Source organism: Bradyrhizobium sp. Crot121 (assembly GCF_059512385.1).
This window is the reverse complement of the sequence record NZ_JCAMOR010000056.1, coordinates 1-16,876: the sequence shown is the minus strand read 5'-3', so window position 1 is coordinate 16,876 and position 16,876 is coordinate 1. Positions and strand designations below refer to the sequence as shown.

The 16,876-nt window shown below is 63.6% G+C and carries 20 protein-coding genes; 17 read left to right on the top strand and 3 right to left on the bottom strand.

Translation table 11 applies throughout. The features are described from left to right. The first annotated feature begins 23 nt into the window (after nucleotides 1–23). The 14 genes from urtB to AC5ZGW_RS33040 all read left to right on the top strand — a co-directional run bounded on the left by urtB (nucleotide 24) and on the right by AC5ZGW_RS33040 (nucleotide 12,925). Nucleotides 24–1,637, top strand: coding sequence for an urea ABC transporter permease subunit UrtB (gene urtB, locus AC5ZGW_RS33105; RefSeq protein WP_130228569.1), 1,614 nt, complete (start codon nucleotides 24–26; stop codon nucleotides 1,635–1,637). After that, entirely contained in the window at nucleotides 1,634–2,809 is a 1,176-nt protein-coding gene (gene urtC / locus AC5ZGW_RS33100; protein WP_130228568.1) for an urea ABC transporter permease subunit UrtC, read from the top strand. Before urtB ends, urtC begins: the two co-directional genes overlap by 4 nt. After that, on the top strand, nucleotides 2,806–3,567 hold the full coding sequence (urtD, locus tag AC5ZGW_RS33095) for an urea ABC transporter ATP-binding protein UrtD (RefSeq protein WP_028165115.1): 762 nt from the start codon (nucleotides 2,806–2,808) through the stop codon (nucleotides 3,565–3,567). Before urtC ends, urtD begins: the two co-directional genes overlap by 4 nt. Nucleotides 3,568–3,570: 3 nt before the next feature. After that, nucleotides 3,571–4,266 carry an urea ABC transporter ATP-binding subunit UrtE gene (gene urtE, locus AC5ZGW_RS33090; protein ID WP_028165116.1) on the top strand — a complete coding sequence of 232 codons (696 nt, stop codon included), beginning with the start codon at nucleotides 3,571–3,573 and terminating at the stop codon, nucleotides 4,264–4,266. A gap of 30 nt (nucleotides 4,267–4,296) precedes the next feature. Then, entirely contained in the window at nucleotides 4,297–5,133 is an 837-nt protein-coding gene (locus tag AC5ZGW_RS33085) for an urease accessory protein UreD (RefSeq protein ID WP_130228567.1), read from the top strand. A 27-nt stretch (nucleotides 5,134–5,160) separates the two neighbouring features. Beyond that, nucleotides 5,161–5,463: an urease subunit gamma gene (locus AC5ZGW_RS33080; RefSeq protein WP_028165118.1), complete on the top strand. Its 303-nt coding sequence runs from the start codon at nucleotides 5,161–5,163 to the stop codon at nucleotides 5,461–5,463. A gap of 132 nt (nucleotides 5,464–5,595) precedes the next feature. Then, nucleotides 5,596–5,901 carry an urease subunit beta gene (locus tag AC5ZGW_RS33075; RefSeq protein WP_028165119.1) on the top strand — a complete coding sequence of 102 codons (306 nt, stop codon included), beginning with the start codon at nucleotides 5,596–5,598 and terminating at the stop codon, nucleotides 5,899–5,901. A gap of 100 nt (nucleotides 5,902–6,001) precedes the next feature. Continuing rightward, a complete protein-coding gene (locus tag AC5ZGW_RS33070) occupies nucleotides 6,002–6,541 on the top strand; it encodes an HD domain-containing protein (RefSeq protein ID WP_130228566.1) in 540 nt (179 codons plus the stop codon). A gap of 25 nt (nucleotides 6,542–6,566) precedes the next feature. After that, nucleotides 6,567–8,279: an urease subunit alpha gene (ureC, locus tag AC5ZGW_RS33065; protein ID WP_130228565.1), complete on the top strand. Its 1,713-nt coding sequence runs from the start codon at nucleotides 6,567–6,569 to the stop codon at nucleotides 8,277–8,279. Between the two features lie 48 nt (nucleotides 8,280–8,327). Then, complete coding sequence (locus AC5ZGW_RS33060; protein WP_028165122.1) at nucleotides 8,328–8,627, top strand: putative quinol monooxygenase; 300 nt, start codon at nucleotides 8,328–8,330, stop codon at nucleotides 8,625–8,627. 12 nt (nucleotides 8,628–8,639) lie between these two features. Beyond that, nucleotides 8,640–9,266 carry an urease accessory protein UreE gene (locus tag AC5ZGW_RS33055; RefSeq protein WP_130228564.1) on the top strand — a complete coding sequence of 209 codons (627 nt, stop codon included), beginning with the start codon at nucleotides 8,640–8,642 and terminating at the stop codon, nucleotides 9,264–9,266. Next, the gene (locus AC5ZGW_RS33050) at nucleotides 9,253–9,984 is read left to right on the top strand and encodes an urease accessory protein UreF (RefSeq protein ID WP_130228578.1); all 732 of its coding nucleotides are present in this window, start codon (nucleotides 9,253–9,255) and stop codon (nucleotides 9,982–9,984) included. The genes AC5ZGW_RS33055 and AC5ZGW_RS33050 overlap by 14 nt, the downstream gene beginning before the upstream one ends. Nucleotides 9,985–10,206: 222 nt before the next feature. Next, on the top strand, nucleotides 10,207–10,857 hold the full coding sequence (ureG, locus tag AC5ZGW_RS33045) for an urease accessory protein UreG (protein WP_130228563.1): 651 nt from the start codon (nucleotides 10,207–10,209) through the stop codon (nucleotides 10,855–10,857). Between the two features lie 409 nt (nucleotides 10,858–11,266). Further along, nucleotides 11,267–12,925, top strand: a complete 1,659-nt coding sequence (locus tag AC5ZGW_RS33040; protein WP_130228562.1) for a CHASE domain-containing protein — start codon at nucleotides 11,267–11,269, stop codon at nucleotides 12,923–12,925. A 316-nt stretch (nucleotides 12,926–13,241) separates the two neighbouring features. Here the strand turns inward: AC5ZGW_RS33040 and AC5ZGW_RS33035 are convergent, their stop codons facing one another. Then, nucleotides 13,242–13,790, bottom strand: a complete 549-nt coding sequence (locus AC5ZGW_RS33035; RefSeq protein ID WP_027579243.1) for a sigma-70 family RNA polymerase sigma factor — start codon at nucleotides 13,788–13,790, stop codon at nucleotides 13,242–13,244. Continuing rightward, entirely contained in the window at nucleotides 13,790–14,002 is a 213-nt protein-coding gene (locus tag AC5ZGW_RS33030) for a NepR family anti-sigma factor (RefSeq protein WP_028165127.1), read from the bottom strand. Before AC5ZGW_RS33030 ends, AC5ZGW_RS33035 begins: the two co-directional genes overlap by 1 nt. Before the next feature lie 275 nt (nucleotides 14,003–14,277). On the opposite strand from AC5ZGW_RS33030, the gene AC5ZGW_RS33025 reads away from it, so the two are divergent. Then, nucleotides 14,278–15,084: a response regulator gene (locus AC5ZGW_RS33025; protein ID WP_130228561.1), complete on the top strand. Its 807-nt coding sequence runs from the start codon at nucleotides 14,278–14,280 to the stop codon at nucleotides 15,082–15,084. A 264-nt stretch (nucleotides 15,085–15,348) separates the two neighbouring features. Next, a complete protein-coding gene (locus AC5ZGW_RS33020; RefSeq protein WP_130228560.1) occupies nucleotides 15,349–15,513 on the top strand; it encodes a Flp family type IVb pilin in 165 nt (54 codons plus the stop codon). A gap of 81 nt (nucleotides 15,514–15,594) precedes the next feature. Here AC5ZGW_RS33020 and AC5ZGW_RS33015 read toward each other — a convergent pair whose 3' ends face one another. Then, nucleotides 15,595–15,924, bottom strand: a complete 330-nt coding sequence (locus AC5ZGW_RS33015; RefSeq protein ID WP_130228559.1) for a hypothetical protein — start codon at nucleotides 15,922–15,924, stop codon at nucleotides 15,595–15,597. Nucleotides 15,925–16,115: 191 nt separating this feature from the next. Here AC5ZGW_RS33015 and AC5ZGW_RS33010 point away from each other — a divergent pair, with 191 nt between their 5' ends. Continuing rightward, entirely contained in the window at nucleotides 16,116–16,511 is a 396-nt protein-coding gene (locus AC5ZGW_RS33010) for a hypothetical protein (protein WP_130228558.1), read from the top strand. The last annotated feature ends 365 nt before the right edge of the window (nucleotides 16,512–16,876 follow it).

The following is a 16,876-nucleotide window of genomic DNA, read 5'->3' as shown; positions in this document are numbered from 1 at the left end:
ACCACTCCTGCCGGGGTCGTCACGTGTTTGGCTATTTTCTTGAGCGTTTTCGCGCGCTCGTTCTTTCAGTCCTGCTGATCGCTTGCTTCGCGCTGCCCGCCTTCGCGGGCCCGTTCGAGGATGCGGTCGCCAAGTTCGCCAATGACGAATTTTCCGATACCGCGGAAGCGATCGAGGCGGTCGCAAGCTCGGGCAATCCGCTCGCCTTCCCGATCATTTCGGCGCTCCAGGAAGAGCGGCTGTCGGCCGATCCTGAGAGCAAGAAAGTCTTCATCACGCAAGCAGACGGCAAGATCATCGATGCCGCCACCGGCGCTGTGGTCGACAAGCTGCCGGACAATGCGGCGTCCGTCCGTCTCAACAACCGCCTGCGCCGCACGGTCGAGGCCGCGCTTGGCAGCCTGACGCTGCTCTCGCCCGACCCGGCGAAGCGCGTCGCTGCCGCGCAATCCGTTTTCAAGAGCCATGACGAGAACGCGCTTCCCGTGGTGGAGGGCGCGCTTGCGAAGGAGACCGACAAGGCGGCCAAGCAGGCGTTCACCGAGGCCCGTGCAGCGATCATCCTGTTCAAGTCTGACGCCTCCGAGAACGACAAGCTCGACGCTGTCTCGGTCATCAAGGCCCGCGGCGACCAGGAAGCGCTGGCGCTACTCACCAGCGCCGGCTCCGACCAGCCGCCGCTGGTGGCGCAGGCCATCACCGGCGCGATCACCTCGATCCAGAGCAATCTGGCGATGTGGTCGGCGGTGCAGAACGCCTGGTATGGTCTCTCGCTCGGCTCGGTGCTGCTGCTGGCGGCGATCGGGCTTGCCATCACCTTCGGTGTGATGGGCGTCATCAACATGGCGCATGGCGAGATGGTGATGATAGGCGCCTACACCACCTTCGTGGTGCAGGAGGTGATTCGCACCCGCTATCCCGGCCTGTTCGACTATTCGCTCCTGATCGCCGTGCCGCTGGCTTTCCTGGTCGCGGGCGGGATCGGCGTTGCGATCGAGCGCAGCATCATCCGCTTCCTCTACGGCCGTCCGCTGGAAACGCTGCTGGCGACATGGGGCCTGTCGCTGGTGCTGCAGCAGGCGGTGCGCACCGTATTCGGTCCGACCAACCGCGAGGTCGGCAACCCCTCCTGGATGAGCGGCGCGTTCGAGCTTGGCCAGATCACCATCACCTACAACCGGCTCTGGATTCTCTGCTTCACGCTCGCGGTGTTCGTGATCCTGCTCGCGATGCTGCGCTACACGGCGCTCGGGCTCGAGATGCGCGCGGTGACCCAGAACCGCCGCATGGCGGCCTCGATGGGCATTGCCACCTCCCGCGTCGACGCGCTGACCTTCGGCCTCGGCTCGGGGATTGCCGGCATCGCCGGCGTCGCGCTGTCGCAGATCGACAATGTCAGCCCCAATCTCGGCCAGAGCTACATCATCGACAGTTTCATGGTCGTCGTGTTCGGCGGCGTCGGCAATCTCTGGGGCACGCTGGTCGGCGCCTTCACGCTGGGGATCGCCAACAAGTTCCTGGAGCCGGTCGCCGGCGCCGTGCTCGGCAAGATCGCCATCCTGGTCCTGATCATCCTGTTTATCCAGAAGCGGCCGCGCGGCCTGTTCGCGCTGAAAGGGCGGGCGGTGGAAGCATGAGCGCGCATATCCTCACCCGCTCGCTTGACCGCGCCGCGACCGCCTTCATCCTGATCGTCGCGGCCGTCGGCATCCTGGTCCCGTTGTCGAACCTGTTGCTGCCGCAGGGCTCGTTCCTGCAGGTGCCGACCTATCTGGTCGCGCTGTGGGGCAAATATGTCTGCTACGCCATCCTCGCGCTCTCCATCGATTTGATCTGGGGCTATTGCGGCATCCTCTCGCTCGGCCACGGCGCCTTCTTCGCGCTCGGCGGCTACGCCATGGGCATGTATCTGATGCGCCAGATCGGCAGCCGCGGTGTTTATGGCAACCCGATCCTGCCTGATTTCATGGTGTTCCTGAACTGGGACAAGCTGCCCTGGTACTGGTACGGCTTCGACATGTTCCCCTTCGCGGCGCTGATGGTGCTGCTGGTGCCGGGCCTGCTCGCCTTCTGCTTCGGCTGGCTCGCCTTCCGCTCCCGCGTCACCGGGGTCTATCTCTCGATCATCACCCAGGCGATGACCTATGCGCTGCTGCTTGCCTTCTTCCGCAACGATTTCGGCTTCGGCGGCAACAACGGCCTGACCGACTTCAAGGACATCCTGGGCTTCAACGTCCAGGCCGACGGCACCCGCGCCGCTTTGTTCGCGCTGAGCTGCCTGGCGCTGATCATCGGTTTCCTGATCTGCCGGGCGATCGTGACCTCGAAGCTCGGCAAGGTCTTGATCGCAGTGCGTGACGCCGAAAGCCGCACCCGCTTCCTCGGCTACCGCGTCGAATCCTACAAGCTGTTCGTGTTCACGCTGTCGGCCTGCATGGCCGGCGTTGCGGGCGCGCTTTATGTGCCGCAGGTCGGCATCATCAATCCGAGCGAATTCGCGCCGGGCAATTCAATTGAGGCGGTGATCTGGGTCGCGGTCGGCGGCCGCGGCACGCTGGTCGGCGCTGCGCTTGGCGCCGTCGTCGTCAACTATGCCAAGACGTTCTTCACCTCAGGGCCACTCGCGCCGTACTGGCTGTTCATGCTGGGCGCGCTGTTCATCCTGGTGACGCTGCTGCTGCCCAAGGGCATCGTCGGCACCTTCAATTCCTGGTGGGAGCCATGGAGGGCGCAGCGCGTCGCGGCCGTGGAAAGCGCCGCGCGCGAGGACGGCATCAGCGAACCCAATTCGGCGGAGCAGGCGCAATGAACGTGATGGATACCCGTGCCACGTCCGCGATGCTGTATCTCGACGGCGTGCACGTCTCCTTCGATGGCTTCCACGCCATTAACAACCTCTCGCTCGCGCTCGAGCCCGGCGAGATGCGCGCCATCATCGGCCCGAACGGCGCCGGCAAGACCACGATGATGGACATCATCACCGGCAAGACCAAGCCGGATGAAGGCACCGTGCTGTTCGACGGGGTCACCGACCTGACCCGGCTGGACGAGACCCGCATCGCCGAGCTCGGTATCGGTCGCAAATTCCAGAAGCCGACGGTGTTCGAAAGCCAGACCGTGCAGGACAATCTCCTGCTCGCGCTCAATGTCGACCACAGCGTGCGCGGCACGCTGTTCTGGCGCGAGAGCAGGGCCGAGACCGAGCGCATCCAGAAAGTGCTGGAGACCATCCGTTTGACCGACGCGCGCAACCGTCTCGCCGGCAGCCTGTCGCACGGCCAGAAACAGTGGCTGGAGATCGGCATGCTGCTGGCGCAGGATCCGAAGCTGCTATTGGTCGACGAGCCCGTGGCCGGAATGACCGATGTCGAGACCCACCAGACCGCGGAGCTGCTCAAGGAGATCAACAAGGACCATACCATCATGGTGGTCGAGCACGACATGACCTTCGTGCGCGAGCTCGGCGTGAAGGTGACCTGCCTGCATGAAGGCACGGTGCTGGCGGAGGGGAGCATCGACCAGGTGTCGTCGAACGAGCGGGTTGTCGAAGTGTATCTGGGTAGGTAAGCGATGTTGAAGGTCGAGAACATCAACCTTTTCTATGGCGCAGCGCAGGCGCTGCGCGGCGTCTCGCTGTCGGCCGAACCCGGCAAGGTCACCTGCGTGCTCGGGCGCAACGGCGTCGGCAAGACCTCGCTGCTTCGCGCGATGGTCGGCCAATATCCGATCGCGTCGGGCTCTATCGAGTTCGACGGCAGCGACATCACCGGTTTGAGGCCGTATGAGCGCGCGCGGCGCGGCATCGGTTTCGTGCCGCAGGGCCGCGAGATCTTTCCGCTGCTGACGGTGGAGGAAAATCTCAAGACCGGCTTCGGTCCGCTCAAGCGCGAGAACCGCTTCATCCCGGACGACGTGTTCTCGCTGTTTCCGGTGCTGCAATCGATGCTCGGCCGCCGCGGCGGCGACCTCTCCGGCGGCCAGCAACAGCAACTCGCGATCGGCCGCGCGCTGGTGATGCGGCCGAAACTGTTGCTTTTGGACGAGCCGACCGAGGGCATCCAACCCTCGATCATCAAGGACATCGGCCGCGCCATCTCCTATTTGCGCAATCTCGGCAACATCGCGATCGTGCTGGTCGAGCAATATCTCGATTTCGCCTGCGAGCTCGGCGACTCCTTTGCGGTGATGGACCGTGGCGCGGTGAAATATGCCTGCGACCGCTCCAATCTCGATCCCGCTGAAATCTCCCGCCAAATGGCGCTATAAGGGACGCAACCGGCCAACGGGGGGGGACGGATGCACACCGAGAATGCACGCGCTGATGCAGCGACCTTTGCGGCCAACCGTGCTCGCGGCGCGGTGCGGTTCGGTGTGCACCTGCAGGATGGTGTTACCCGCCGCGGCGACTTGCACGAATCCGGCTCGCTGCGGGTGCGTTTTCCGTCGCCGGAGGGCGAGGGGCTGTCGGCGGTGTTCGTCAATACCGCTGGCGGGGTTGCCGGCGGTGATCGCTTTGACATCGATATCGCTACTGGTGAGGGCGCGCGGCTGACGCTGACGACAGCCGCCGCCGAGAAAGTCTATCGTGCGGCCGGACCCGCCGCCCAGCTCAATATCGCGCTGAAAGCCGCAACCGGTTCGCATCTGTCCTGGCTGCCGCAGGAGACCATCCTGTTCGACCGCGCCCGGATTTCGCGGCGGATCGATATCGACCTCTCGGAGGGCGCGTCGCTGCTGCTGTGTGAAATCGTGGTGTTCGGCCGCTCGGCCATGGGCGAGACCATGCGCCACGGCGAATTCGTCGACCGCTGGCGGATGCGCCGCGGTGGTAGATTGGTGTTTGCCGAGACCATCCGGCTCGACGGCAATATCGGTGAAAAGCTCGCCCTATCAGCTGTCGCCAATGGCGGCGTCGCGATCGGCACTGCGCTGATCGTGCCCGGAGATGAGGCGGTCGTGGAGCGTATACGCGAGGCGCAGGATTCCTTCCGTGGTGAAGTCGGCGTCTCCTGCTGGAATGGGTTTGCAATGGCGCGCTTCTGTGCCCAAGATGCGATGAGGCTGCGCGCCGACATGATGACGGTGCTCGGCCGCGCCTCCGCCGTCCCGCTGCCGAGGCTGTGGCTCAACTAATCATTCGAAAACCATCAGAGTGCCCGCATGAATTTGTCTCCCCGCGAAAAGGACAAGCTCCTGGTCTCGATGGCCGCCATGGTGGCGCGCCGCAGGCTCGAGCGCGGCGTCAAGCTGAACCATCCCGAGGCTATCGCCCTGATCACCGACTTCATCGTCGAAGGCGCGCGCGACGGCCGCACCGTCGCCGACCTGATGCAGGCCGGCGCACAGGTCCTGACCCGGGCGCAGGTGATGGAGGGAATTGCCGAGATGATCCACGACATCCAGGTGGAGGCGACGTTCCCGGACGGGACGAAGCTCGTCACCGTGCACGAGCCGATCCGGTGAGGAGCGGAAGTCCATCAATGTTGTCATGCCCGGGCTCGACCCGGGCATCCACGCCCTTCGGGCTGAGCGGTGAGACGTGGATTGCCGGTCAAGCCCGGCCATGACGCAGCAGAGCGATACGAGGTAGCACACATGATCCCCGGCGAACTCTTCATCCAGGACGGCGAGATCGAGCTCAATGCCGGCCGCAAGACCGTGACGCTCACCGTCGCCAACACCGGTGACCGCCCGATCCAGGTCGGCTCGCACTACCATTTCTTCGAGACCAACCCGGCCCTCAAATTCGACCGCAAGAAAGCCCGCGGCATGCGCCTCGACATCGCCGCCGGCACCGCGGTCCGCTTTGAACCGGGCCAGACCCGCGACGTCCAGCTCGTCGCCCTCGCAGGCAAACGCGTCATCCACGGCTTCCGCGGCGAGGTGAAGGGCAAGCTGTGATCCTTGGCGCCAAGTTCGCTGTCGCCCGGCCGTCCCCTCTTTCGCAAGGCAGGAACGGAGTGCGCGGTGGCGCGGTTGAGGCAAAAAGGAGTTTTTCGCCATGCTGCAGCCAATCCGCCTCATCTCCGAAGCCGCCGAGTTCGCCGCGCATCGCCACACGGGCATGGCCCGCAAGGGTCGTGGCAATGAACCCTATATCAATCACCTCGCCGAGGTCGCGAACCTGCTCGCAACAGCGACCGATGGCGCCGACGCCGAACTGGTGGCGGCCGGCTGGCTGCACGACACGGTCGAGGACACCGACGCCACGCGCGAGGAACTGGCGGCAAAATTTAGCGAGCGCGTCGCCGCGCTCGTGGTCGAGGTGACCGACGACATGACGTTGTCGAAGACCCAGCGCCGGCAAAAGCAGATTGAGGATGCCCCGCACAAATCGCCCGGCGCCAAGATGATCAAGATCGCGGACAAGATCAGCAACACGCGCGCCCGAATCGGGCCGAACCTGAGCGAAGACGAGCGCGAAGATCTCGCCGCCTATGTCATATGGGCCGAAAAAGTCGTCGCCGGATGTCGGGGCGTCAACCCGATGCTCGATGCCAAATTTGATGAAGTCGCCAAAACCGCGAAAAGCGCGTTTTGAAGGCAAGTGAAGTAGGGGGCTTACAGTGTCCGTGAAGATCAAACGTTCCGTCTATGCCGACATGTTCGGGCCCACCACCGGCGATCGTGTGCGACTCGCAGACACCGATCTCATCATCGAGGTGGAGAAGGATTTCACCACCTATGGCGAGGAGGTGAAGTTCGGCGGCGGCAAGGTGATCCGCGACGGCATGGGGCAGTCGCAGGTCACGAGCGCGCAAGGGGCGGCGGATACCGTCATCACCAATGCGCTGATCGTCGACCATTGGGGCATCGTCAAGGCCGACGTCGCGATCAAGGAAGGCATGATTTCGGCGATCGGCAAGGCCGGCAATCCCGACATCCAGCCCAATGTCGACATCATCATCGGTCCCGGCACCGACGTGATCGCGGGCGAGGGCAAGATCCTCACCGCAGGGGGATTCGACAGCCACATCCATTTCATCTGCCCACAGCAGATCGAGCACGCATTGATGAGTGGCGTCACCTCGATGCTGGGCGGCGGCACCGGCCCCTCGCACGGCACCTTTGCGACGACCTGCACGCCGGGGCCATGGCACATGGGCCGGATGATCCAGTCCTTCGACGCCTTCCCGGTCAATCTCGGCATCTCCGGCAAGGGCAACGCATCGCGGCCGGCGGCGCTGGTCGAGATGATCAAGGGCGGCGCCTGCGCGCTGAAGCTGCATGAGGACTGGGGCACGACGCCGGCGGCGATCGACAACTGTCTTGCGGTCGCCGACGATCACGATATCCAGGTGATGATCCACACCGACACGCTCAACGAATCCGGCTTCGTCGAGGACACGGTGAAGGCGTTCAAGGGCCGCACTATCCATGCCTTCCACACCGAGGGCGCCGGCGGCGGCCACGCGCCTGACATCATCAAGATCGCCGGGCTGAAGAACGTGCTGCCGTCCTCGACCAACCCGACGCGCCCGTTTACGCGCAACACCATCGACGAGCATCTGGACATGCTGATGGTGTGCCACCACCTCGATCCCTCGATCGCCGAAGATCTCGCCTTTGCCGAAAGCCGCATCCGCAAGGAGACGATCGCAGCGGAAGATATCCTGCACGATCTCGGCGCGCTCTCGATGATGTCCTCGGATTCGCAGGCCATGGGCCGGCTCGGCGAGGTCATCATCCGCACCTGGCAGACCGCGGACAAGATGAAGAAGCAGCGCGGATCGCTGCCCGAGGAGAAGGGCAACAACGACAATTTCCGCGTCAAGCGCTACATCGCCAAATACACCATCAACCCCGCGATCGCGCATGGCGTCTCCAAGCTGATCGGCTCGGTCGAGAAGGGCAAGCTCGCCGACCTCGTGCTGTGGTCGCCGGCGTTCTTCGGCGCCAAGCCGGACCTGATCATCAAGGGCGGCTCGATCGTGGCGGCGCCGATGGGCGACCCCAACGCCTCGATCCCGACCCCGCAGCCGGTGCATTACCAGCCGATGTTTGCGGCGTACGGAAAATCGCTCACCGCATCCTCGGTGGTCTTCACGTCCAAGGCGGCGGTCGCCGGCGGGCTGGCGCGCAAGCTTGGTATCGGCAAGAAGCTCTATGCGGTCCAGAACACGCGCGGCAAGATCTCCAAGAAGAGCATGATCCACAATGACGCCACGCCCAGGATCGAGGTCGATCCGGAGACCTATGAGGTGCGCGCCGACGGCGAGCTTCTGACCTGCGCGCCCGCCGAGGTGCTGCCGCTGGCGCAGCGCTATTTCATGTTCTAAAACCTCTCCGGCAAATACGCCCAGAAACCAAAGCCGGGAGGAAATTCCGTGATCTACGTCGTCGCCACACTGACCATCAAGCCTGAAACGCGCGCCGAATTCATTGCGGCCGCCACCGCCTGCATCAAGGAGACGCGGAAGGAGCCCGGCAATATCGCCTATGATCTGCACGAGAGCGTCACCGATCCGACCAAGATGGTGTTCGTCGAGCAGTGGGAGAATGCCGAGGCGCTGGTGCCGCACCGCACCGCCGATCACATGAAGACCTTTGGCCGCGTCGCGGTGAAGTGCTTCTCGGCGCCGCCGAAGATCGAGGTGATTACGCCCGAGAAGGTCGAAGTTCGGTAAAGAGAAAGCCACATGATCCGCGCGACGTCCGTCAAGCCGCAACACCGCTGGAATGAGCCGGCGGCCGATACCGTGGTGCTCGATTTCGACGACCGCCACCGCCGTCGGATGGCGATGACGGGCACGCGCGGATTGGAGTTCCTGCTCGATCTCGAGAACGCGATCGCGCTGCGCGGCGGCGACGCGCTGGTCCTGGAGGACGGCCGGCTGGTCGAGGTGGTCGCCGCGCCCGAGCCGCTTCTGGAGATCCGCGGCGCCGACCCGCACCATCTGATCCGCGTCGCCTGGCATCTCGGCAACCGCCATCTGCCGACGCAGATCATGAAGAAGGGCCTGCGCATCCGGCGCGATCACGTCATCGAGGCGATGGTGAAGGGGCTGGGTGCACGCGTGATCGAGATCGAGGCGCCGTTCGATCCCGAAGGCGGCGCCTATGCCGGCCATGCGCATGAAGGCGACGCGGCCGCGCATCACCACACCGGCCATGACCATGCGCATGATCATGGCCACGATGATCATCACCACCATCACGGTGCTCACGATCACCATCACCACGGTGATCACGATCACCACGACGAGCATTGCGACCACGACCATCACCACCATCACGACCACTCCCATGCTCATGACCACAAATGAGCTGCCGCGCAGCGAGGCGTGGGGTGGGATGACGGAGAGCGAGGCCGCCTCGCTCTACCGTTTGATGACCTGGCTGTCGCCGTCATTCCCGGTCGGGGCCTTCTCCTATTCCAGCGGCCTCGAATGGGCGGTCGAGGCCGGCGACATCAAGGATGCCGCCTCACTGCGCGGCTGGCTCGCCGCGATGCTGAGCGACGGCTCCGGCTTCTGCGATGGTGTGTTCCTCGCCCAGACCCATCGGGCGACCATGGCGCACGACCTTGGAAGGCTCCGCGAGATCGCCGAGCTGGCCGCCGCCTTCGTGCCCTCGCGCGAGCGCCAGCTCGAGACCACGACGCAGGGCCGCGCCTTTATCGACACGGCGCGCGCCGCCTGGTTCTCGCCCGGCTTCGACGAGTTCATCGCCGCCTGCGACGGCGCGATCGTCTATCCCGTCGCGGTCGGCCTGGTCAGCGCCACCCATGACATTCCGCTTGCGCCAGTGCTGCACGCGTTCTTCCATGCGGTGGTCTCGAACTGGATCTCCGCCGGCGCCCGCCTGATCCCGCTCGGCCAGACCGACAGTCAGCGCGTGCTTGCCGCTCTCGAACCGGTGGTCAGTGCGACCGCAACACGTGCGGGCGTAGCTTCGCTCGACGATCTCGGCAGTGCCACCTTCCGCGCCGATCTCGCCAGCCTGCGCCACGAGACGCAATATACGAGGCTGTTCCGGTCATGATGTATTTGTCGTTCCCGCGTTCCGCCGTCATTGCGAGCGGAGCGAAGCAATCCATCGCACCGCTTGCTGAGGCATGGATTGCTTCGCTACGCTCGCAATGACGAGGAGAGGGCAGCGCCTCGTTCCTTCTTGTGAAGGGCGGCGGTCAGCTCGCCTTATCGAGAGATCACGCGGTATGGGTCCCGGCCTTCGCCGGGACGACGCTTAGGAGGATTGGCTCTCATGACATCTTCTCACGGCCCGCTTCGCGTCGGCGTCGGTGGTCCGGTCGGATCCGGCAAGACCGCGCTGATGGACCTGCTCTGCAAATCGATGCGCGAGCGTTATGACATCGCCGCGATCACCAACGACATCTACACCAAATGGGACGCCGAGTTCCTGGTGCGCTCGGGCTCGCTCACGCCGGACCGCATCGCCGGTGTCGAGACCGGCGGCTGTCCGCACACCGCGATCCGCGAGGACGCCTCGATGAATCTGGCGGCGGTCGCCGACATGCGCGCGAAATTTCCTGGCCTCGATCTGGTGCTGATCGAGTCCGGTGGCGACAACCTGGCCGCAACCTTTTCGCCGGAGCTTGCCGACCTCACGATCTATGTCATCGATGTCGCCGCCGGTGACAAGATCCCATCCAAGGGCGGCCCCGGCATCACCCGTTCCGACCTGCTGGTGATCAACAAGATCGACCTCGCTCCTTATGTCGGCGCGTCGCTTGAGAAGATGGAGACCGATGCGAAGCGGATGCGCGGTGAGCGTCCCTTCGTCATGACCAACCTGAAGAAGAGCGACGGGCTTGAGCGCATCATCGCCTTCATTGAGGCCAAGGGCGGCCTACGCCCGAAAGCCTCTGCCAAAGGCAAGGCAAAGGCGGGTTGAATCGTGTGTTAATATGATATCCGATTTGTTAATATTTTAACGCGGCGAGCTCCTAGCTACGGGTGAAGCGACGCGCAACCCGGGACATCTGCGTCGACGTCCACGAGCGGTCCGGTTTACGCTCACTATTTTCACGCAAGCTGCAAACGGCGGGTGCGACGAAATATTCCTTGCCGCAATGGGAACAAAATCCAGCCACTCCCATTAGCCAACTCTGACGTTGCTTTCGCCAGCCGGAGCCGGCGCCGGCCGTCGCTCACGTTAATTGCCGCCTTCCGTTGCGTACCGATGCTCGCCACTCCATATTCCGCCGCGGTTGGCGTTCACCCCGTATCCGATCGTTGTCGCCCCCGCAGACGCCAGATGTCCGCTGTTGATCTCCGCCAACCCACAGTCTCCGAGTAACAGCGTGGTCCGGCTGGGCTTCATTATCGCCTTCATTGCGCTGATCGGGGTGCTGCTCTCCGGTCTCGCGGCCTATCGCGTGCACGAGCAGGAGCTGACGCTCGACGGCATCGCGCTGGCGCGGGCGATCGACGTCCACGCCAGCCTGGTGCAGGACCGGCTCACCGAGCGCGAATTGCTCGCCCGCGTCTCCTCGGGCCTGTTTCGCGCGCCGTCGGTGGTGAAGGCAGACATGCTGCAGCCGCTGCGCTCCTCGATCTATGCCTTCAAGACCGATTTCGTGATTGCCGCCTGGATTGCGCGGCTCAGGCCCGACGAGCTCGCGGCGGCGGAGCAGGAGCTGAAGAAGGCCGGCTTCCCCAATCCGACCATCCGCGACTTCGACGACCAGCCCCTCGACATCAAGGCGCTCGATAAGCCCGTCAACGTGATGATGGACCTGGAGCCGCGGACGCCGGAGACCATCATCCTGTCGGGCCGCAGCTTTGACCACCATTCCGTGATCGGGCCGATGCTGGCGCAGGCGATGGCGGACGGCAAGCCGGTGGCGTCGGATCCGATTCCGCTGTTGCGCCAGAATGGGCCGATCGGGGTCGCGCTCGCCGCGCCAGTGTTTCAGCAGGGCGCTTCGGAGCCCGCGGGATTCGTCACATTTTCGTATGAGCTCGGGCCGTTGATGCTGGCGAATGACGATATGTCGCTGTTCTCGGTGGTGCTGAAGGACCCGCGCGATTCCAACGACGAGCTGGTCGCCAACGACCAGGGCGTCATCACCTCGCGCGCGGTGCGGCCGGATGGGCCGGCGCCGTCGATGGTCCGGACGGTGACGTTCGGCGGCCGGGATTGGTCACTCGCTTATTACGCCAAGACCTCCGCCGCCGCGCGGGCGAACCAGACCGCGGCGATCGTGGCGGCCATCGGCCTCGCGCTGACCGGCATCGTCTGCGGCCTGTTCGGCTACGTCGCCTACAACAATCTTCGGCTCAGCCGCGAGATCGAGGTGAGGATCGGGTTCGAGCGGCGGCTGACCGCTGTGATCGACGAGCTCAACCACCGGGTCAAGAACATCCTGGCCGTGATCCAGTCGATCGTCACGCGCACATTGCGCCATGGCTCGGACATCGATGCCGCGCGCGATCTCCTGATCGGCCGCATCCACGCCATGTCGAACGTGGTCACGCTGCTCAGCGAGAGCCAGTGGCAGGGCGTGAAGCTGAAGGGATTGTTCGAGGCCCGCGCGATCCCGCATGCCGAGCGCATCGCGATCTCCGGTCCCGATATCGCGGTCAGCGCGCGCGCTGCGCAGTCGCTGTCGCTGTTGTTCTTCGAGCTCGCTTCGCATTCCGACGAGGGCCTGTCCCTGGTCGGCAAGCACCCGCACATCGTCGCTAACTGGGAAGTCAACGGCAAGGATGCGGAGGCGATCTTTCATTTCCGCTGGGAGGAGTTCAACACCAGCGAAGCCACCCGCCGCCCCGATTCCGATTTCGGCCTGATCCTGCTCGACCGCGTTGCCCCCGAAGCGCTCGGCGGGACGGCGAAACGCTACTTCACCGACATCAGCTACGTCTACGAGCTCACCGCGCCGATGGAAACCGTCATCGACATGAACGAGCGCGACCGCACGGAGAAGTTTTCCGCACCGTTGAGGCCGGCGCGCTGATTGCAGGCCGGTGGCGACCCTGCTTCCCCTCATGGTGAGGGGATAAGTAGGAGCGCGCCGTCGGAATAGATCCGTAGGTAAGTCGTGTAGGAGCGCAGCGTGCCCACCATTCACGGGTGGTGCAAGAGAAGGTGGGCGCGCGGAGCCGGTGATCGGGCGCGCGTTCGCGCGACCCGTTGGCTTCGCCCACCCTACGCATTGCTCTCGCCGTCATTGCCGGGCTTGACCCGGCAATCCATCATCCCTCAGAAAAATCTCTTTTCCGAGATGGATGCGCGGGTCAAGCCCGCGCATGACGATCAAGAGTTGGCGAGCATCAGCCGCCGTTGCCGCCGATCACGGCGCGCACGGTGTCATCAGGGCCGAAATCTTCCGCGCCTTCGACATAGAGCAATGCGCTCAATTTCGATCGCGCGCGGTTGACGCGGCTCTTGATGGTGCCGACGGCGCAGCCGCAGATCGCAGCCGCGTCCTCGTATGAGAAGCCGGACGCGCCGACCAGGATCAAAGCTTCACGCTGGTCTTGCGGCAGCTTGTCGAGTGCGGCGCGAAACTCCTCGAACTCCAGATGCGCATTCTGCGCAGGCTGGGTCTTCAGAGTCTTGGCATAGTTGCCCTCGGCGTCCTCCACCTCGCGCCGCCGCTTGCGATAGTCGGAGCGGAACAGGTTGCGCAGGATGGTGAACAGCCAGGCCGGCAGGTTCGAGCCGGGTTGGAACGAGTCGATGTTGGCGATTGCGCGCAACAAGGTCTCCTGCACCAGATCGTCGGCGCGGTCACCATTGCCGGAGAGCGAAATCGCGAACGCGCGTAGGCTTGGCACCGACGCCAAAATATCGTCGCGAAGTTGGTCGGTGAGAGGCATCAGTCCCTCCCGTCATTTTTTGCTGCTTGCTGCTCGTCAGTCTCTGCCAAATGCTTGGCGGCCTCCGCGGGATCATCGAGCTTGCGGATAAGCTCCGCAAAGCGGTCCGGCACGCCCTGTCGCACCACATCATCGTACATGGCGCGAAGCTGGTGGCCGATTCTCGATTGGATCTCAGCGTTGAGACCGCCCTGCTTCTTGGTTTCCTTCATGATCTGATCCACGTTTCCCCGAGAGGTTAAGTCCCTGTGTTCCAAGCAGTTTCCTCGAAATTCGGTCTTGGCCGCGTTTGCTGCCGGTCGTACGCTAATTCGAAGTTCGCCCGAAAGTTCCGAATGTCCGGAACTTTTTGTGGAACTTTATCGGCGCTCAAGCGTAGTCCGGGCGTAACGCTCAAGGGGAAGGCGGGTCGCCCCACCGGATGTGCCGGCCCGAGGGATATAAAGGCGTTTCAGGCAATTGCCTCGAACACAAGGATGGAGTGGGAATGTCCCGATCGCAGCTCGTTGCCGAACACTTGCCATTGTTGCGGCGCTACGCCCGCGCGCTGACCGGAAACCAGGCGTCGGGCGACGCCTATGTCGCGGCCATGCTGGAGGCCCTGCTTCAGGACCCCGCGCTTCTGGATGAAACGCACGGTCCGCGTGCCGGCCTGTTCCGGCTGTTCACCCAGATCTGGAATTCGGTCTCGATCAACGACAACGCCGACGTAGCGACGTTGGCGCTGCCGCCGGAGCGCCGGCTTTCCAACATCACGCCGCTGCCGCGGCAGGCCTTCCTCCTGCTGTCGCTGGAGGGCTTCTCGGAAGAGGAGGTGGCCTACATCCTCAACATCGATATCGGCGAGACGCGCAAGCTCACGGATGCCGCCGGCCGTGAGATGGCCGCCGAGATCGCGACCGACGTCCTGATCATCGAGGACGAGACCTTCATCGCGATGGATCTGGAAAGCCTCGTGCGAAATCTCGGCCACAATGTCATCGGCGTCGCCCGCACCCATTCGGATGCGGTGGCGCTCGCCAAGAACAAGAAGCCCGGCCTGATCCTCGCCGACATCCAGCTCGCCGACGGTTCGTCGGGCCTGGACGCGGTGAATGAGCTATTGCGCGTGTTCGAGGTGCCGGTGGTGTTCATCACCGCCTATCCCGAACGCTTCCTGACCGGCGAACGCCCGGAGCCGGCGTTCCTGATCTCAAAGCCGTTCCAGCCCGCAATGGTCTCGGCCGTTGCGAGCCAGGCGCTGTTCTTCCAGCGCAATTCGCGCAACCGTGCGCCGCGCGCCGCCTCGGCGTGAACTGACCCTGGTTAGGTCGGCTGATCCGGCGTGCCGCACGGCGCGCCGGATTTTTTGCACCGAGACATCCGCCTTTCATGTGACCTTTGTGCTGGGCGAGGCTGTTCGCCTTGCCGGTTGCGCGTGACGAGTATTTGTTTCGAATGCAATCTCTTCAGGTTAACCCTGCTTAAGAGAGTTCGCGGCTTTCGATTCACCGACCTTTAGGCCGGCGCGCATATGGTTGCATGCGTTCAGCCACACAACCATCCCAGGAGACCAGCCGTGCGTAACCTTGTTTCCCGTTTCATTAAGGACGAGTCTGGCGCGACCGCCATCGAGTACGGTCTGATTGCCGCTCTTATTGCCGTCGTGATCATCGGCACCCTTCGAGTCATCGGCACCGATCTCAATACCAAGTTGGTAGCGGTGGACGACGGCCTGAAGTAAGTCGCCGGCTCTTTCTCAGAGGGTGTGCACGTGGAAGGTCCGGCCAAAGGCAGCTTTGGTCGGCTTTCTATTAGGGAGTCATCAAATGCGTATTATGGTCTTGCTGGCGCTTGTCGTCTTTAGCGCCGGAGCCGCCCACGCTGATACAGAAATCGTTACCCGCACTCGCAGGGACAGCTTGGGATACACCACGACCACTTCGACTTCGAAGCATGGCACGTACACCATCACCACCGGCCGCAACAGCTTGGGTGAGACGGTCACCACTTCGCGTTGGCAATCGAATAGGCCCCGGAGCTTCCAGAAGCGGGCCATGGGGCACTGACCGCCGAAGGTAGGGAAGCCGGCCTGCCCCTCGAAAACTCCGACGAAAACTCCGACAAAAAAGTAGAGCGCGACCGGCATCACCACGGTCGCGCCCTACATCGCCGGTCAATGGGGCAGGGGGAATAACCGGCTGCCAGAACGACGCGGACCGCGAAAAAACGTTCCGAGATTCCGAAAATAATTTTGAACACGGTTAAGTGATCCGCAGACATACGAACGGGGGCGTTTCGTTCGAGTTGTGTTCGTGATCGCCATGGGGCGAGGGATGAATCGCCATGTCACAGATATTGAAGGGAATTTTAGGTGCGCTCGCCGTTTCTTTGACCTTCGGCGCCGTGCAATTTGCCTCCGGGCATGATCTCATCGGGGGTCAGAGCCTCATCACCTCCACCAAGGCGGAACATGACGTCAACCGTACGGCGAAGGCCGACCGGGCGACAGTTCCGGCAGCCACCGGCAAAACCGAAACCATTTCGCTGAAGCTCGACAGCCTGGCCGAGACCTCGGTCGTGATCCGCGTTCCCGTCGTCAGGGACGAGGCGCGCAGCCACCCCAAGCCGCCCGCGCTGATCAAATCTGGCGAGCGCAGGATGACGGTCGCCTGCGAGCCCGTGGTGAGCGTGCTGACCGAAGTAGCAAAGCGCCTGCAGCCCGGCCGCTGCGTCACCTAAGCTGATCGTTCTTCGTTCTCTCTCCATCCGTCATTCCGGGGCGATGCGAAGCATCGAGCCCGGAATCCATCTGTCCGCTCGCGCATGTGGCGCAATGGATTCCGGGCTCGCGCCAAGAGGCGCGCCCCGGAATGACAGCGGAGGAAAAATTCGTGAGCAATTCCAACCTGATTTGCGCCGTCCACCCCTCGCGCGAAAAACATTCCGCTTTCGTCGTCGGGCAAATCAGTGATTTAACTCCGCGCGTCTCACCCAGATGAGGGGCGGCTCGCGATCGTCACGAACGTCGCGGTGAGATGCGGTGGACGTGAAGCGTGTGACTGACGAGCACGCGCATCACGGACGGCGAAGTCGTGTGGTCCTGG